An 18340-nucleotide genomic window follows, 5' to 3' on the forward strand; every position below is an offset into this window, starting at 1 on the left:
AATTGTCCTGCTGTTTTAATTTCAATTCATAGGCAATTTCCTGAATTCCATAGGTTTCATTCCTGTTTGTTTCTTAAATAATCTTGTGAAGTAAGATGCGTTTTCAAATCCTAATTCGTACGCGATTTCAGCAACTCCTTTTTGACCCAATCTTAACAGATTTTTCGCTTCAGAAATCATAAAAATATGAATGAGTTCCATTGCGGTTTTTCCTGTTTCCTGTTTTAATAAGTCACTTAGGTATCTTGGGGAAACAAAAAGTTGATCGGCTAAAAAAGCAACATTCGGGAGTCCATTTTTCTCCAAAAAGCCCTCATCCAAATATTTTTTCAACGCGTCATTGAATTTTGAAGCTGTCTTTCCGGTCACTTGCGCTCTTTCGATAAACTGTCTTCTGTAATATCGCTGTGCATATTTTAAAATCGATGAAATATGGCTTAAGATAATCTCACGACTGTATTCATCAGGATTATTAAAATATTCTTCCTGAATTTTCGAGTGAAGTTCTAGGATAATCTGTTCTTCTTTTGGAGAAAGATGCAAAGCTTCCGTCACGTCATAATCGAAGAAACTGTATTTTTCAATATCCTTGAAAAGCCCGTGACCGTTCAAGTAATCTTCGTGGATCAACAGCATATACCCTTTTTCTTCGAACTGAAGGTCTTTCAGTTCTATAATTTGACGTGGTTTTGCAAAAAACAAACAACCATTGTCGTGGTCGTATTGCGTACGACCATACATAAAAACACCCGATTTTATTTTTTTGAAAGCTATTACATAACAATCTGTTGTGAACTCACGGTTACCCAAAGTACAGGCCGACTGGCATCCTATCATACTGAAAAGCGGATGTTCAGGAGCATTCCAATGATTCCCTAAATGCAGTTCGGTAAGGGTTTTATAATGTATCATCACTATTAAATTTGAATTACTAATTTACTGGTTTTTAATGACCATGAGCCGAAATACTCACTTCTTTCCACTCTTGAATATCAGTTAATCTTTTGAGGTAAGCCTCATTGATGGTGTGATAGGCTATCTTTCCCAACAATAACCTTTGCGGAGGATTTTGATTATCGATTAATTCCAAAATAGGTTTTACAGTTGCTTCCGGTTTTCCCCAAGTGTCTGGATTTTCTCCACTTTCATTAAAGGCAGCACGAACAGGGTTGTAGTCTTCAATATCAGATGTTGTCTGCACGGCTGAAGCTCCTGCCCAGTCGGTTGCAAATCCATTAGGCTCGATTAAAGAAGTTTTAATTCCTAAATGCGCTGTTTCAGAACCGATGGTTTCAATTAAACCTTCCACCGCAAATTTTGAAGCGTTATACAATCCTAAAAGTGGTAGGGTTGTTAATCCCAAAAAGCTCGAAATTTGAATAATATGTCCACTTCCTTGTTTTCTCATCACAGGTAAAACGGCCTGTGCCACCCAAAGCGAACCGAAGAAATTGGTTTCCATCTGTTCCCTTGCCTGTTGCTCGGTTGTTTCTTCGGTTGTTCCGAATAAACCATAACCTGCATTATTAATCAAGACATCAATTCTTCCGAAATGCTTTACTATTTGTTGGGTTACTTCAAAAACTTCTGCACGGTTGTTGACATCTAATATTATGGGAAGAATTTGGTCACCGTATTTATCTTTCAAATTCTCCAAAGCAGCAATATTTCGTGCTGTTGCCGCTACTTTGTCTCCTCTTTTCAAAAGTGCTTCAGCCCATAATCTTCCAAATCCTTTTGATGCTCCTGTGATAAAAACTATTTTGTTCATTGTTTTAATCTTTTTTGTGTGATTTATTGAAGCAAAGTTATTATCAAACCCCATGGAACAGGTAGCTCATTTTAGCTAAAAAATAGCACATAAATACGTTTCGGAAAAAGTTCTAATAAAAAACCTCCCAAAAATACATCCGAGAGGCTTTCACTTTACCTACATACTCGTAATTAAAAATCTTCCTAAATAGCCTGGGCCAAAGGGAAATCAATTGGAATCTGAGTGTTGGCAAATACATAGTTGGTAAAGCTCCTTAACGCCACCAAAGCCGTCAACTCAATCAAAGCCTTTTCGTCATATCCAGCCTTATAGAAATTAGCTAAAGCTACGTTTCCTGCATTTCCTTTATGGTCTGCGATAGAATGAGCTAATTTAATCGCAGCGTCTAATTTTACCTCCGAAAAACTTCCTTTTCTGATTTCCAGCGTTTCTTCTTCTGTAAAACCTCTCATTTGTGCTAAAGTTGTATGCGCTGCCAAACAGTAATCACATTCATTGACTTGCGAAACGATAAGATTGATGGCTTCTCTTTCTTTTGCCGTGAAGGATGAGTCGCGCCCCAAAGTTGCCTCGGTTTCCAACATCGATTGTAAGGCGGATGATGAATAGCCTATGGTTGCATACAAGTTGGGGATTTTTCCCATTTTTTTCTCTACGGCCTGTAAGATGTTCTGTGTAGCAACACTTAATTTTCCTTTTTCAGGTACTATAATTGTTTTCATTTTATAGGATGTAAGATTGTTTCATTCTGTTGATACAAAGTTAAATGGGCTTTTGGCTTAAAGTATAGCTCATTTCAGCGTAAGAATAGCACAGAAATACGTAGGTCTTTATATGTTTTCCTTTCTGTAGGAAGAAGGAGTTTTGCCTTTATATTTTTTAAAAATGTGGTTTAGATGGCTTTGGTCCGTAAAACCCAAATTCCAAAGCAGTTTTATTAATACCATATCAGTGAGCATTAATCGGCTTTCAATGAGTTTTAACTTGTAAAGTATTATGTATTATTGCAGGCTTTCTCCAGAGTGTTTTTTAAAATATGCTCTCCTATATTTAGAAGAAAGTTGAAACTGCTCCGATAATTGATTGACTTTTAATTTTGTGTCCAGCTATTTGTCAAGCTAGTACCACACCCGAAATTTACCATTGAAAACGTCCATTTCCTGCAAGGTAAGGTTGCGGGCAGCGTAACTAATTATGGTGTTGATTAACTATTGGATAATTTGTTCATTGTGGGGTGAAATACCTGCCTTTTCATGACTCGAAAGTAGCTTTCTGCCATTTGGCGCTTACCCGAATATTCTTGATCAATTCAATTAATATCATTTTGTGCTTGTTAAAACTACAAACAGCTCCAAGCAGTTAAGAACAATAGTATATGCTCCATAAAAGATGTTTACTTATATGAAGAAGCATGACAGCGTAAGTTTTAAGCGTAGAGACGAGATTACAAGAAGGGCTTTGGAAGATAAAACGACCATAAGGGCGTAAACAATACAACCGCCAGTAATTCACATAATCAGAGAAATGTATAAGACATTCCCTAAAATCGAAAACTAGGTTCTCTTAGCTTATCGGATTTTTGCATTAGAAATTTTAAATATGTTTATTATGAAAAATACAGTATTCATCACCGGTGCTTCATCCGGATTGGGAAAAGCAACCGCAAAATTATTTCAGCAAAACGGATGGAATATAATCGCTGCAATGCGTGCACCGGAAAACGAAACAGAACTCTATCTTCTTGAAAATGTGCTATTGGTTCAACTTGATGTGACTAATCCATTGCAAATTAAGGAGGCGATTGCGAAAGGGACAGAAAAATTCGGTTCGCTTGATGTTCTAATTAATAGCGCAGGCTACGGATTGATGGGTGTTTTTGAATCTTCAAGCCCAGAACAGATTCAGAAACAGTTTGACGTTAATGTTTTTGGTTTGATGAATGTGACAAAAGCTGTTTTACCGATAATGAGAGCTCAGAAAAAAGGAACAATCATTAATATCTCTTCGTTTGGAGGAGTTACAGCAGGTCCATTTGCTAGTTTATACAACAGCTCGAAATTTGCGGTAGAAGGATTTTCAGAAGCTTTACATTTTGAAGTTTCTGTGTTTGGTATTAATGTGAAAATTGTTGAACCCGGAAGTATTGCAACCAATTTCAGGAATAGCCTTGAAATGATAAAAAATGAGATTGAAGATTATAACGTAGCGCTATCGGCTTTCATTCCAAAATTTACCAAACGTACAGAGCATCTGCCAAAAGCGAACGCGGAACAAGTTGCAGAAACCATTTTGGTCGCTGCAACGGATCAATTTTCCAAATTAAGATATGTGATTGGCGAAGACGCTCATTTATATATCGATTTGAAAAACAAAAATTCTGAAGAAGATTTTCTAAGACTAATGCTAGAATAATTAGCAGAAACTTATAATTCTAAAAATCCGAAAAATGCCAGAAACTTTTATTTCTATCAGATCTGTTGCAGACCTTCATCGATTTTACAATTACGGAAGTCCGAAACACCCTTTGATTACGGTGATTGATTTGAAAAATGTTAGCCGTTGCGAAGTAAATTTTGCAGACTATCTCTACAGTCTTGATTTGTACACCATTGTTTACAAAAAATTTAAAGGAAGTTTAAAATATGGACGTTCAGGTTATGATTTTCAGGAAGGAACTCTGATGTTTACGGCTCCGAACCAGGTTATGAGTCCGAGCGCAGATACAGTGATTGAGGAAGGTTGGTTTCTGGCATTTCAACCCGATTTTATTTTCGGTTCAGATTTAGGTAAAAAAATTCATAATTACAACTTCTTTCTATATGAAAGCAATGAGGCGCTTCACATTTCTGAAGATGAAAAAGAAATGCTTGATGAGGTCATAGTAAGAATTAAAAAAGAATATTCTCAGAATATCGACCGCCACACCCAAGGCTTGATTTTAAACCAGATTGAAATGCTACTAAACTATGCTGACCGATTTTATGATCGGCAATTTTTTACCCGAAACAAACCTGGAAATGACATTACGCATCGATTTGAAACGCTATTGAATGATTACTTCAACGATGAAGAGTTAATAGAAAAGGGAATTCCCGAAGTAAAATATTTTGCATTAAAACTTAATCTATCCTCAAACTATTTATCGGATCTGCTTGCTAAATTCACCGGTAAATCAACTATAGAACACATTCATCTGAAATTGATCGACAAAGCAAAAAATATCCTTTTGGGAACCACAAAATCGGTGAGTGAAATTGCTTACGATCTCGGTTTTGAACATCCTTCTCATTTTACAAAAGTTTTCAAGACCAAGACCGGAGTTTCTCCTTTACATTTTCGCAGACAAAGAGATTTACGAAAATGATGCCTGCTGATTTAATGCATGATCTGTAATCCTGGATAATTTAATAACTGCTTTCCTAAAAAACAAGATAGCAATGAAGAGTAGCGATATTATTAAAGCATTTACTGAAGTCAATGTCTGAATATCTTTAATTTCAAAAAGATTAATTAATCCATAACCAACAATTGAGCTGACCACATACACGCCACCGCCCGTCAAACCACTTGCGACACCTGCATTCGTCGTAAATCGTTGTAAATTGTAGACGTAAACATTGTTGAAAATGAATCCTGAAATGAGATGTAATGTTAATGTAAAGCCTAATAGATACAATACTCCATCAAATTTAGAAGTTATAGCCAACATTATTAAAACAATAATCAACATTAAAATAATCGTAGTTACTATTTTAGTAAAAAGCCCTTTTCTAATTAATAATTTCGAAATAATTCCTCCACTCATTAAAGCGATTCCCGAACCTAGTGAACTGTATCCTGTTACAACTGGTGAAAACCCATACACTTTTTCAATGATGAATGGACTTATCATTCCATAGATTACCAAAAGTGAATAGCTTAAACCGATGATGATTAAGCCCAAATAAAAATCAGGGGTACCCAGCATCTTTCTGTAAATTGCTAGAATTTCATTTCTTTTAAATACCTGAAAATTGCGTAGAGATTCTCCAGTAAACTGGAGTTCGAAAATCAAAATAATGATGGCTAGTATCCCTAACAGATAAAAATTGGACTGCCATCCTAATATTACCTGTAAATAGCCGCCGATAAGCGGTGCAACAATGGGTGCAGTCGCCCAAACAATCGAAAAAAGGCTGGTATAATGTTTCAGCTTTTCGCCTTTAAACATATCGACGAAAAAAGCTCTTTTCCCGACGATAATTAGTGAAACAGAGATTCCCTGGACAATTCTCATCAAATAGATTACATCAATCTGTGGAGCTAGGGCAATAGTGAAACTTGCCAAAGAAAAGGTAATTAATGCAAAAATACTGATTCTGTATCTGCCAAAACTATCGAGTATAATTCCGATAAAAAGTTGGCTGAATCCAGAACTTACCATAAATAAAAGCAGTGAAATCTGTACTTTTTCAACTGGAACACTTAAATCTTCTGCCATTGCCGGAAGTGAGGGAATGTAAATATCCGTAGTTAAGCCTCCCAGCGGGATGAGTATAAAAGCCAGTAATGTACTGATATATAAATATTTTTCGTCTTGGAATTTCATATTGAAAGGATTTTAAAAAAGAATGCCTTGCTCTTTTTTATAAGCAAGGCTTGAAAAAATTAATGACCGTGTGCTGCTTCAGAAACTTCTTTCCAGTCGTTCCAGGTTTTTATTTTTTCGGCATAAATTCGTTCGGTTTTTTTCAATCCAACTTTTCCTAAGAATAGGCGAAGTGGAGGATTTTCGCTGTCGATTAACTTTATAATCGCAGGAACTGTGGCTTCAGGTTTTCCGTAGTCTTCCGGAAGTAAACCTTCTGCTTGTCCTAAGCTCGATTTTAAACCATCATAAGCGGCGATTGGATCTCCGTGAACTGCAGAACTACCTCCAAAATCTGTAGTGTAGCCATTGGGCTCAATCAATGTAACATTAATTCCAAACTCTTTTACTTCCATGGCCAAAGCTTCACTGAAACCTTCCACAGCAAATTTAGTAGCATTGTAAATTCCTAAAGTTGGCAAACTCCAAACCCCTAAAACACTTGATAACTGAATTATGTGACCGCTTTGCTGCGCTCTAAATATTGGCAAAGCTGCCTGAGTTACCCAAAGCGTTCCGTAAACATTGGCTTCAAAAACATCTTTAGTTACTTTTTCACCCACTTCTTCTACCGCTCCGAAAACGCCATAACCCGCATTATTAATCACTACATCCAGACTTCCGAATTGGTTATTAGCTTTATTTACCGCTTCAAAAACTGCCGTTCTATCAGTAATATCTAAAGAGATTGGAAGAAAAGTTTCGGGATATTGAGTTGCCAAGTCTTTATAAGCTTCAATATTTCTTGATGTAGCGGCTACTCTGTCGCCTCTTTTAAGGAATGCTTCTGTCCAAAGTTTTCCAAATCCTCTTGATGCACCTGTGATAAAAATTGTCTTATTCATTTTCTTGATATTTAAATGTAATGTTTTTAAATTTTAATAAGACAAAGGTATTTGACAGCAGTGCCAAGCTTGTAATCCATTTCAGAGGAAGAATAGCACAGAATTACGTATTGGAATTTAATTTTAAATTTGTAGCCATAAAAGGTAAAGAATGAGCATTATTTCCGTTTTCGAATCGCATCACAAAAAATTAGGGTTACAATCTTTCAATTCCGGCACGCTAGATGTTGTGAATGGGGAGGCCTATCGTCATTATATCAAAGTTTTATTTGTGCCAGCTCGTTATATTTTGACGGTAGATTTCAATGTTTATGAAACTGAAAAGCCGACTCTGTTCTTCATTAATACCAATCAACATCTTGATATTCAGTCTGGAAGTAATGATGATGCTTTTTTGATTTACTATAATAGGGATTTTTACTGCATTCAGATTCACGATGAAGAAGTGGCCTGTGACGGACTTTTATTCAATAATATATTTGAAATTCCAAAGGTAGATCTGTTAGAAGACGAACCGAAAACGATATCACAATTATTTAATCAAATTAATGATGAGCTTAATTTTCAAGACCGTTCGTCTGAGGAAATGATTAGAACGTATCTAAAGCAAATCATTATTCGTGCTACAAGACAGTGGAAAAGGCAAAATCTGCAAACTGAAAGGCTCAATCTCATCAGTGCTGAACAGGATTTTTTCCGAAATTTCAGCCGTTTGGTAGATATTCATTACAAGGAAAAACACAGCGTCGCCGATTATGCAGACCTTCTGAATCTGGCTCCCAAAACGCTTTCCAATAAATTTCATAAACTCAATCTTGAAAATCCGAATGAGATGATTAAGAACAGAATCATTCTGGAAGCCAAACGATTATTGCTCTACACCGAATTGAGTATTAAAGAAATTTCATACCAATTGGGTTATGAAGACCCAGCTTATTTTAATCGAATGTTTGCCCAAAAAACGGGAAAAACGCCAGCGGTTTTCAGGAAAGAAATTAAGGCTTGATTTAGCTCTCATAGCTATCTTATTGACATTCTCATATTTTCTTAAAATTGAATTCCTACGGAGTCCGATTTGCTTTTTACTACACAGATGTTGCTCCTAACGGAGCATTTTTTTAATTCAGCAGATCCATTTTATACCTCTCAAAATTAAGCTTTTTAAGAAGGCTGATTTTTGTTAAAAATTAAGCTTGAACTTAACAAAAGAACACATCAAGGGGAAAAAAGTACAATTGTTATCGACTTTTTAGTCTTTCTTCACAATACTCAGGCGCCATACCTTTGTCCCATCAAAAAACAACAAACAAAATATATACTATGAAACGTAATGCAACTGCCGTTTGGAACGGCACCATCAAAGAAGGAAATGGTCACTTAACTACTCAAAGTTCTGTTTTAAATCAAACACCATATTCATTCAACAGTCGTTTTGCAAACGGAATTGGGACTAACCCAGAAGAACTTCTGGCAGCCGCTCACGCAGGATGTTTTACAATGAAACTGAGTCTAGATTTGACACAAGCCGGTTACCAACCAGAAAATCTGGAAACAAAATCTGTCATTACCCTTGACAACGGAAAAATCACAAAATCGGAATTGACCTTGAACGCAAAAGTGGACGAAATCTCAACGGAAGAATTTGAAAAATTCGCTAGAGAAGCAGAAAAAAACTGTCCTGTAAGTTCAGGTTTCAACTTCGAAATCATCTTAAATATCAATCTTCAAAAATAACTACCATGAAAAATATCTTTTTAAAAGCAGTAACATTAGTTTTATTCGTTAACTTCAATTCTAACATGATGGCGCAGTCTAATCCAGCATCTCAAGACCCAAATATCGGCAGAGAAACAAGAGAATTCTTAAAAGTATTAAATAGTGGCGACGGAAAACCATTGGAAACCTTAGCTCCAAAAGACGCAAGATTGGTTTTGATAAATGCTCAAAAATCCGTACACTTCGACTATACCAATATCGAAGAATCTGAAAAAACTATTATCCAAGACGGACAAACCGTAAAAATCCATATTATTAAACCAAAAGGGGCAAAAGAGGCACTTCCTGTGTTCATGTTCTTTCACGGAGGTGGTTGGGTTTTAGGAGACTATCCTACTCATAAAAGACTGGTCCGTGATTTGGTTGTAAACAGTGGAGCTGTAGCAGTTTTCCCGGATTACACACCATCTCCAGAAGCGAGATTTCCGGTTGCCATCTATCAAGCGTATGCAGCTACAAAATGGGTTTCAGAACACGGAAAAGAAATTGGTGTTGACAGCAGCAGACTTGCCGTTGCAGGAAACAGTGTAGGTGGAAATATGGCAGCCGTTGTAGCATTGATGGCGAAAGACCAAAACGGACCTAAACTAAAACAACAAGTGCTTTTGTGGCCGGTTACAGACTCAGACTTCAGCAGAGGTTCTTACACTAAATATGCTCAGGAAAGATTCTTAACAACACCATTAATGAAATGGATGTGGGATAATTATCTTCCTGATTTACAAGAAAGAAACAATAAATACGCTTCTCCGTTAAAAGCATCTTTGGAAGAATTGAAAGGTTTACCGCCGGCATTGGTTCAGGTTGCAGAGAATGATATTTTACACGATGAAGGCCTAGCTTACGGAAGAAAATTAGACGATGCAGGCGTTCCGACTACTATCACGGAATACAAAGGTTTCATACACGATTATGGAATGCTAAATCCGCTAGCTCATATCCCTGCCGTGCAAAAGTCTGTTTTGGATGCGGCGGCTGCATTGAGAGGATCGTTATTTGGAAAATAATTCTATATTCAGTTTTACAATAAATCCTACCAATTATTTTGGTCAGGATTTATTGTATTTTGTGCATTCTTTAAATTGTGACGATCCGTTAAATGCTTGCAATAATATTATTTGGATTGTATCCATAATGCCTTTTAAAAGCATAAGAGAAATGAGATAAATCCTCAAAGCCTAAATCAATATAAATTTCCGAAGGCGACTTCTTTTGTTCCCTTAGCAGATAATGAGCTTCTTCCAGACGTTTTTGCAAAATCCATTTATGGGGCGACGTATGAAAAACCTTCTCAAAATCACGTTTAAATGTCGTTAAACTTCTCCCGGTGAGATATGCAAAACGCTCTAGATTGACGTTGTGCATATAATTTTTAATCATAAAAGATTCCAAATCAATTTTAAACGGCTCAAAAAAATCGAAGAGAATATTTTTGAGTCTAGGCTGCATATTTATTAAGATAAATAGCAGCTCCTTAATTTTTAGGGCAATGAAATCTTGGGTCAATAGTTTCTGATTTTCAAGAATGGTCTTTAATGATGTGATATAATTTTGAAGCACGTCGTTGACTTCAATGGCGATTATTGGCAAAGAGATTTCGGATCGAACGGATGATAAATGATATTCCTTCGCCATCGTTCTCAGAATGTCATCCCGTAGAAAAATATTCAGGCTTTCGTATATCTTATTTTCAGCAGGTCGTTTTGTGAATTTTACCAACTGATTTTTTCGCAGTAAATGAAAATCACCTTCTTTGGCAATCCATTTTCTATGCCCGTCAGATAGGTCAAAACTTCCTGAAATCTGAAAAGTCAAGACGTGTTGAGGTACGAAATTTTCACCTTTTCGACTCAGCTCTTGATAGCAAGAATAGACAATGTCTGATTTTTCCATTTCAATGTATTGTTAACAGATAAAGCGTCATTATTGAACAACGCTTTAAAAAAATGTAAGTATTATTGCAGAACAGCTTTCGGTTCCAAGTAAGCTTCCAATCCATACACGCCATATTCACGGCCAATGCCAGACTGTTTAAATCCTCCAAACGGAACCATTGGATCGTGGCTAAATCCATTGATACAAACTCTTCCAGCATCAATCTGTGAAGCTACTTTTTGAGCTCTTTTCACATCAGAAGAACTGACATATGCCGCCAACCCATAAGGTGTATCGTTGGCAATTTCTATTGCTTCCTCTTCTGTTTTGTAAGGAATAATGGATAAAACCGGGCCAAAAATTTCTTCCTGCGCAATCGTCATATCATTTTTTACATTGGTAAAAATAGTCGCTTTTACAAAGTTTCCATCTTCTAGTCTATCAGGTTTTCCTGCTCCGCCAACCAGTAAAGTGGCGCCTTCTTCCAATCCAATTTTGATATAGTTTTGAACCTTTTCAAATTGTTTTACACTTACCATTGGGCCAACATTGGTGTATTCATTTTGAGGAAACCCCACTACGACCTGTTCTGCAGTTGCTCTGGCAATTTCATTTATTTTTTCCAATTGGCTTTCAGGAACCAAAAGCCTTGTTGGCGCAATACAGGCTTGTCCGCTATTCATATAGGCACCGAACACCGCTATCGGGATAACTTCTTCTAGATTGGCATCGTCTAAAATGATATTTGGGGATTTTCCGCCGAGTTCCAGCGTTACACGTTTCATGGTATCCACCGCTGTTTTAGCAATTAATTTTCCCACCACTGTCGACCCTGTGAAGGAAATTTTGGCTACACTAGGATTAATGGTCAATTCGGTACCAACGACGTTCCCCAATCCGGTTACAAAATTAATGACTCCTTTTGGTAACTTGGCTTCGTGAAAAGCTTCCATCAGCATCTGAGTTTGAAGTGCGCTCATTTCACTTGGTTTGATGACCACTGTACAACCTGCCGAAATTGCTGTAGCCACCTTACTGCAAACCGATGCGTTGCTGGCGTTCCAAGGTGTGATAATCCCCACAACACCAACGGGTTGTAAAAACACTTTTGATGAATTGATAGTCTCTTCGAAACTAAAATCTTTAATGGAGTCAATCATCGAATCAAACCACTGACCTGTAAATTCGTTGCTCATCGAAGAGAATTTAAAAGTACCACCATATTCTTCCACCATCAGATCAGTAAACTCTTTTTTTCTTTTTTCGACTTCCAATTTTAGTTTTTCTAGGTGGGAAATTCGTTCCTCAACCGTAGTTTTCGAAAAAGTTTTAAAAGCCGCTCTTGCTGCTGCGATGGCATTTCGGGTATCAACTTCGTCGGCAAGAGTTATTTCTCCTATTTTTTGGTTATTAGACGGATTAATGATGTCTAATGTTTCCTTTCCGTGTGGCGTTACAAATTCGCCATTGATGTAAATTTTGTCTACTGTTCTCATTTCTAAAAATTTATATTACAAAATTAGAACAGAAAACAACGATTAGCTTTGTTAAAAAGCTCATTTTTACTTTGTAAAAAAGTCCATTTTAATAATAGCGGACTTTTATTTTAGGATTATACTTAAACAACAAAATGAAATAGGGGAATTTTATTTAAAATTATTGCATTTTGCTGTATCAATACATTAACACGCTCAATCATTTAAATTCTTATCAGTTAGATATTAAATGCGATAGGTTCGGGTCATTCTTAAGATGCTCCATTTCCGTTTTCATAACCTGAATTATATTCAGTTTAATCTGACGATAAGTGCTTTCAATTTGCTGCTTCCTTTTATCCTCGCCCGGTTCATTTACAAAAGATAAAATATGAGGTATTTGTAGATAGGCTTTGCTTTTTACTGCTACCTTTTGATTATCCACCACAATTTCAACGTGAAAGATTAGCTAATCGATACGCTCATCAAAGTTGTCCGATAAAGAACCGACAAATATACCCTGTGTAAGCGCTGAAATTTACGAAGCCGGAATTAGGCTATAGAGCTGTGTATTTAAAAGTAGATTTAACATTGCGAATAAGCGTCAAACTTTGGCATTTCTGCACTACTTTCCCAAAACGTTCCGAAAGGCTTTTTGCAGTTTCTCCAGCCACTTGCCCACTGATAATATTACGCACCTTATACGGAATTACCTTACTCTCTTTGTCGCCCTAGGCCCTCGTTAATAGCCAAGAATTCCTGAAAGCCTAAACAAACTGCTGCCTTATGACTTTTCGCTGTTGCAATCAAATTATCTAATTTTCTGAAATAGATTGTCGGCAACTTATCTATTATCGAATTCTTTAATTTTTCCTAATGAGCTTTAGAGCCTGTTTCTAGGTTAAAATGCCAGCAAAGCGTGTTTTTTATGAACATCGATCCCAACATAAAGTCGATCACCGGTAAAATCCGCCAGATCGGTCTGATTTTTGGTCACTTGACTTTCCAAAAGTCGCGAGGTTGTGTGGCCATAAGACCGTGACATAATATCTTTCAGAAATCAAATTTAAAAAACCTCGGGGCGTATTCTTATTATAAACATACAGGCTTAAATTTTAAAGATAGAAATTGTTTGTGGCCTATTTTTTGTGCGCAACAGGGCAAATTTTGCAGGGATATCTTAAGTTATCGAGCGACGAATCGTTACAAAAAATTTAACGCAGCGGCCGGCGCTCGTTTGTAGCCAAAAAATAGCATAAATAATCGATTGGTTAATTTTTAAATAGGGTCTAAGCGTCTATCTAATGAAGCGAGGCCCCATTTGTGAGTACCTTCGTAGTTCGAAGACACCCTCATGATTGGGGCCTTTCTCATGCTACCTTCTTACACATGTTTAGGCCGATGTAGGGTATCCTTCCTTTCGTTTTAAAGTAATGTCAATTAGTATGATTCGACGATAGGAGAAGCACTAAGGGATTTTCTTGCTTTTTAGGTCTATGGTAAGGGGGACATTCATTAGTGTGAAGCTTTAGTCGAATCGAAGGATGTTTGTATTTTATAAAAATATAGTATAATTGATATTTAAAGTAGTGTGTGGTATTGATCGTACAGAACGTGATGGGACTTTTCAAAACGTTGGCAAAGCAATGTCATGCAGAGCCCGTCGAAGCATAGTCCATACAAGCTAATGTTAAGCAATGTTAAGCCCTTCGACGGGCCCTGGGTGACAGTTATGATTTTCAAAGCATTGCCAAAACAATGTCATGCAGAGCCCGTCGAAGCATAGTCCATACAAGCTAATGTTAAGCAATGTTAAGCCCTTCGACGGGCCCTGGGTGACAGTTGTGATTTTTAAAGCGTTGCCACAACAATGTCATGCAGAGCCTGTCGAAGCATAGTCCATACAAGCTAATGTTAAGCAAGGTTTGGCCCTTCGACGGGCCCTTCGACGGGCCCTGGGTGACAGTGGTGAATTTTTGAAACAACGCCAAAGCAATGTCATGCAGAGTCCGTCGAAGCATAGTCCATACAGTACAATGTTAAGCAAGGTTTGGCCCTTCGACGGGCCCTTCGACGGGCTCAGGGTGACAGTGGTGAATTTTTGAAACAACGCCAAAACAATGTCATGCAGAGCCCGTCGAAGCATAGTCCATACAGTGCAATGTTAAACAATGTTAAGCCGTTCGACGGGGGTTTTAAATAGTTAAAGGTTTAAAAGACCAGTACTGCCTTCTGAGGGTTGATTTTATTTCACAAATAAACAGTATAATTGAGGTTTAAAATAGCGTGTAACATTGTGAATCTTATATGATAAAAACTCAAAAATATAATTCGACTGGCATCCTTTCCTTAATGGTGGGGGTGGTGTTGTGTTTGACACAGGGTGCCGTTATAGCACAGACACTCGAAAGACCCAATATCGTGATGGTGCTGGCCGATGATATGCGCTGGGATTACCTGGCCGCAATGAAGGCCAACAACCTCGTAAAAACGCCGAATCTGGATGCACTAGCCGCCGAGGGGACGCTTTTTAGCAATGCCTTTGTCACTTCGGCCATTTGCACGCCCAGTAGAACTTCCATATTAACGGGCATGTACGAACGAAAGCATGGGGTTACTTTTGGCTCCAAATCGGTAATGACCGAGGAAGCCTTCGCCAATACTTATCCGATGCTCCTTCGAAAGAACGGTTATTACACGGGATGGGTAGGGAAAAACCATACGCCCATAGGTAAAACTGAAAAAGGAGTAGGGTACAAAAGTGGGGTGATGGATGCCTCTTTCGACTACTGGCAGGCAGGGCATGGCCATCTTACTTTTTATCCTAAGAAAAACCATTCGATATTTAAAAATGCCGAAGCCAATAATCAAATAGACATCATTCAAGAAACGATAGATGGATTTATGAATGCCGATGTAGCGGAGCAAACGGCACATCGGTTCCTTCATACCCGTCCCAAAGACCAACCCTTTTGCTTGATGGTCAACTTCAACGTTCCGCATAGCAGCAGTACCAACAGTATGAAACAGCTTTCGGATGACCCCGAGCTCTATCGGTCTGCTTATCGGGATCAGATGGCCCAGCTCGAGCCGCCTGCGGATTATATCCCTTACGAGGGTATAAAAACCCCCAAGCTCCCCAAGCGGGTTTATAATGGGGAGTATTTGAATAGCTATGCATGGGTGAAAACGGAAGAAGCACTGAAAGAGAATCAGATTAGGACCTTACAAACCGTAACCGGTATGGACCTGGTGGTAGGAAACTTGGTAGAGGAGCTTAAGAAACAGGGAGTTTTCGATAATACGATTATTGTATTTACCTCCGACCATGGCCTGTTTCATGGAGAGTATGGGCTCGGTGGTAAGACCTTCCTTTATGATATCGATTTAAAAGTACCATTGATCATTTATGCTCCGGGTATCAGTAAGCGGAAGGTCGTGGAGGAACTTTGCCTGAATATCGATATAGCACCCACCTTGCTCGATTTTGCTGGAATAGCTATTCCAGAAGGGATGCAAGGCCGTAGCTTGAAGCCACTTCTTCAAAAGACCGATAAGAAATGGAGAAAGGACTTTTTTAGTGAAAATATGTTTATGCAACAAAATTACCCACGAACAGAGGCCGTCCGGACCAAGGATTGGAAGTATATCCGCTATTTCGACAAGGCGAAGGACCAACATCATGTCCTCTCACTCATTGCACCCATATTGGGTGAAGAGCCCATCTATGAGGAGTTGTACCATTTGAAAACGGATCCTTATGAGCGGAATAATGTTGCAGGGCAGCCAGCCAACCAGACTATCTTAGAAAGTCTTCGAAAGCGTTGTGCATTATTATTAACAGAGGCGAAGGGCGATGCTGAATTACCCCCCACCTATATCGAAGATATGGATAACGAAAAATTAAGAGACAGCGTGGAGGTGGCCTATAAGCGGCTCAAGACTTTAATGAGTCAGTCAAAAAAGGATAAGTAAAAACGAGATTCAAATAATGAAAAGTAAGGTACAAAACATAATGAAAAGCAGCCTGACCGTATTAGGTATTCTGTTGACTTTAAGTGTGTCGGCACAGGATAAGGAGTCCAAAGGAATGGATGAGATGTGGGGGGATCAGAAAATGATGAGCCGAGTGGACGTAGGCGCCAAAGCGGCCCTGTTCGATGATGGGAATTATGCGATGTTTATTCACTGGGGCCTCTATTCCAATATTGCCAATCAATGGAAAGACAGTACCTATTATGGCATCAGTGAGTGGATTATGCACCCCAGAAGGGCGGGTATTCCGGCAGAGGAATATAGGGCAGAGGCAAAAAACTTCAACCCAGTCAATTTTGACGCCAAGGCCATCGCCAGACTGGCCAAAGATGCTGGCATGAAATACATCGTCGTTACCAGCAAGCATCACGATGGGTTTGCAATGTACGATTCCAAAAGCAACGATTTCAATATTGTAAAAGCCACGCCTTTTGCCCGGGATCCCATGAAAGAACTGGCACGAGCCTGTAAGGAACTAGGCCTGGGCTTTGGCTTTTATTATTCCCATAACCAGGACTGGACCTTTCCAGGGGGGAATGGCGGACCTGGTACTACAGCCGATGGTAAAAAGGTAGGTTTCGATTATTATTTCAAAGAAAAATGCCTTCCACAGGTCAAGGAGATTACCACACAATATGGAGATATAGCCATGGTGTGGTTCGATACCCCTGGGGAGATGGAGAAAAAGTATGTGGAGGAGTTGGTGGCCGTGGTACGTAAAAACCAACCCAATGCCATGATCTCGGGCCGTGCAGGTCATAATCTGGGCGACTATCTGTCCCTTGGCGATATGAATATCCCGGTGCGCAATGTGGAAGGACTTTGGGAGACAGTCGACGTTACCAACGACTCCTGGGGCTATGCCTGGTACGACCAGAACTGGAAGAGTCCCAAAAGGATCTTGAAGTCGGTGATCTCTACCGTGGCCAGGGGAGGTACGTACATGCTTAATGTTGGCCCCAAACCCGACGGGAGCATACCAGAGGAGGCCCAATATGCCTTAAGAGAGGCCGGAGCATGGATCGACAAGTATCCGCAGTTGGTTTATAGTGCCGATCCGTCGCCTTGGGGGCGTGAGCTCCCTTGGGGAGATGCGACAGTACAGGGGGACAAGCTGAGTCTGGCTATTTATGACTGGCCTCACGATGGAGCCATAGTTTTACCGGGACTAAAAAAGAATATAAAGTCGGCCCATCTGTGGGTAGATGGTAAAGCTAAGTCCCTAAAAGTGACCAAAAAGGAAAACTGGACCACCATTATGTTGCCCGCCAACCGACCCGAGAAGCTTATTTCGGTGGTGGAGCTGGCAGTAGACGGTCCCTTGGCTATCGATAAATCATTGAGCATCGACCCGATTTATCCCACCAAACTTCCTGTAGCCTTTGCCAAAGCCGCCGGAGCTTCCATATTGGATAAAAAATGGATGGAAAAATTTGGTGAATGGAAACATATTTCTCAAGCCCAAGACTGGGGAGTGGGTGGAAAAGTATACTGGGAGGTAGATATTATGGAGCCTGGGCATTATCAGGTCGACTTGAATTATGCGGGTTCAAGCCGGCTAGTATGGAGGGTGAGCCTAGCAGATGGGACGTTCGTTCAAAATGAGCAGAATGCTTCTTCGGTTTATAACTACTATGAAATGGGCCTCCTCAATTTTAAGACTGCCGGTAAGCATACCATCTCAGTAGAAGTGAAGGATGGAGCTATTGAAAATGCCAGTCTAAAGGAGATCAAGCTTACCCCGCTCTCGAGTTTAGAATAAGGGGGGCTGGGAGCCGATTGAAAACTTTACTTAAAGGATATTTTGGAGTAGAGTGAAGAAGAGCAGAATGAAATTCTTGAAAATGCATCAATAAGCAAAAAAATTTCATTGATAAGCAATTGGCTGCGATACGAGATAATACTTATAATAAGAAACCTAAGGGAGAAATAT

The 18340-nt window shown here is 38.9% G+C and carries 15 protein-coding genes; 7 read left to right on the top strand and 8 right to left on the bottom strand.

The genetic code is table 11. The annotated features are described in order from the left end of the window. Positions 1-21 precede the first annotated feature (21 nt). From CLV98_RS11460 to CLV98_RS24180, 4 genes are all read right to left on the bottom strand, one after another. Positions 22-912 (bottom strand): helix-turn-helix domain-containing protein, encoded by an 891-nt coding sequence (locus tag CLV98_RS11460; RefSeq protein ID WP_109674482.1) that lies wholly within the window; start codon positions 910-912, stop codon positions 22-24. Between the two features lie 34 nt (positions 913-946). Next, entirely contained in the window at positions 947-1771 is an 825-nt protein-coding gene (locus CLV98_RS11465; protein ID WP_109674669.1) for an SDR family NAD(P)-dependent oxidoreductase, read from the bottom strand. Positions 1772-1956: 185 nt separating this feature from the next. Further along, entirely contained in the window at positions 1957-2496 is a 540-nt protein-coding gene (locus CLV98_RS11470) for a carboxymuconolactone decarboxylase family protein (RefSeq protein ID WP_109674483.1), read from the bottom strand. 108 nt (positions 2497-2604) lie between these two features. After that, positions 2605-2772 carry a helix-turn-helix domain-containing protein gene (locus CLV98_RS24180; protein ID WP_374755187.1) on the bottom strand — a complete coding sequence of 56 codons (168 nt, stop codon included), beginning with the start codon at positions 2770-2772 and terminating at the stop codon, positions 2605-2607. Positions 2773-3382: 610 nt separating this feature from the next. On the opposite strand from CLV98_RS24180, the gene CLV98_RS11480 reads away from it, so the two are divergent. Together CLV98_RS11480 and CLV98_RS11485 are read left to right on the top strand one after the other, a co-directional pair. Next, complete coding sequence (locus tag CLV98_RS11480) at positions 3383-4186, top strand: SDR family oxidoreductase (RefSeq protein ID WP_109674670.1); 804 nt, start codon at positions 3383-3385, stop codon at positions 4184-4186. A gap of 34 nt (positions 4187-4220) precedes the next feature. Then, positions 4221-5138, top strand: a complete 918-nt coding sequence (locus tag CLV98_RS11485; RefSeq protein WP_109674485.1) for a helix-turn-helix domain-containing protein — start codon at positions 4221-4223, stop codon at positions 5136-5138. Here the strand turns inward: CLV98_RS11485 and CLV98_RS11490 are convergent. Both CLV98_RS11490 and CLV98_RS11495 read right to left on the bottom strand, forming a co-directional pair. Then, the gene (locus CLV98_RS11490) at positions 5127-6362 is read right to left on the bottom strand and encodes an MFS transporter (protein ID WP_109674486.1); all 1236 of its coding nucleotides are present in this window, start codon (positions 6360-6362) and stop codon (positions 5127-5129) included. The genes CLV98_RS11485 and CLV98_RS11490 overlap by 12 nt on opposite strands. Before the next feature lie 59 nt (positions 6363-6421). Further along, positions 6422-7246: an SDR family NAD(P)-dependent oxidoreductase gene (locus tag CLV98_RS11495; RefSeq protein ID WP_109674487.1), complete on the bottom strand. Its 825-nt coding sequence runs from the start codon at positions 7244-7246 to the stop codon at positions 6422-6424. 151 nt (positions 7247-7397) lie between these two features. On the opposite strand from CLV98_RS11495, the gene CLV98_RS11500 reads away from it, so the two are divergent. The 3 genes from CLV98_RS11500 to CLV98_RS11510 all read left to right on the top strand — a co-directional run bounded on the left by CLV98_RS11500 (position 7398) and on the right by CLV98_RS11510 (position 10029). Then, complete coding sequence (locus CLV98_RS11500; RefSeq protein ID WP_109674488.1) at positions 7398-8252, top strand: helix-turn-helix domain-containing protein; 855 nt, start codon at positions 7398-7400, stop codon at positions 8250-8252. 314 nt (positions 8253-8566) lie between these two features. Then, positions 8567-8980: an OsmC family protein gene (locus CLV98_RS11505; RefSeq protein WP_109674489.1), complete on the top strand. Its 414-nt coding sequence runs from the start codon at positions 8567-8569 to the stop codon at positions 8978-8980. A gap of 5 nt (positions 8981-8985) precedes the next feature. Beyond that, positions 8986-10029: an alpha/beta hydrolase gene (locus CLV98_RS11510; protein ID WP_310588716.1), complete on the top strand. Its 1044-nt coding sequence runs from the start codon at positions 8986-8988 to the stop codon at positions 10027-10029. A gap of 88 nt (positions 10030-10117) precedes the next feature. Here CLV98_RS11510 and CLV98_RS11515 read toward each other — a convergent pair whose 3' ends face one another. Then, positions 10118-10915, bottom strand: coding sequence for a helix-turn-helix domain-containing protein (locus tag CLV98_RS11515; RefSeq protein WP_109674490.1), 798 nt, complete (start codon positions 10913-10915; stop codon positions 10118-10120). 62 nt (positions 10916-10977) lie between these two features. Continuing rightward, positions 10978-12393, bottom strand: coding sequence for an aldehyde dehydrogenase family protein (locus CLV98_RS11520; protein WP_109674491.1), 1416 nt, complete (start codon positions 12391-12393; stop codon positions 10978-10980). 2286 nt (positions 12394-14679) lie between these two features. On the opposite strand from CLV98_RS11520, the gene CLV98_RS11530 reads away from it, so the two are divergent. Both CLV98_RS11530 and CLV98_RS11535 read left to right on the top strand, forming a co-directional pair. Further along, positions 14680-16347, top strand: coding sequence for a sulfatase-like hydrolase/transferase (locus tag CLV98_RS11530; RefSeq protein ID WP_229203328.1), 1668 nt, complete (start codon positions 14680-14682; stop codon positions 16345-16347). Between the two features lie 16 nt (positions 16348-16363). After that, positions 16364-18169: an alpha-L-fucosidase gene (locus CLV98_RS11535; protein WP_109674492.1), complete on the top strand. Its 1806-nt coding sequence runs from the start codon at positions 16364-16366 to the stop codon at positions 18167-18169. Positions 18170-18340 lie beyond the last annotated feature (171 nt).

Source organism: Dyadobacter jejuensis, from assembly GCF_003149085.1.
GTDB lineage: Bacteria > Bacteroidota > Bacteroidia > Cytophagales > Spirosomataceae > Dyadobacter > Dyadobacter jejuensis.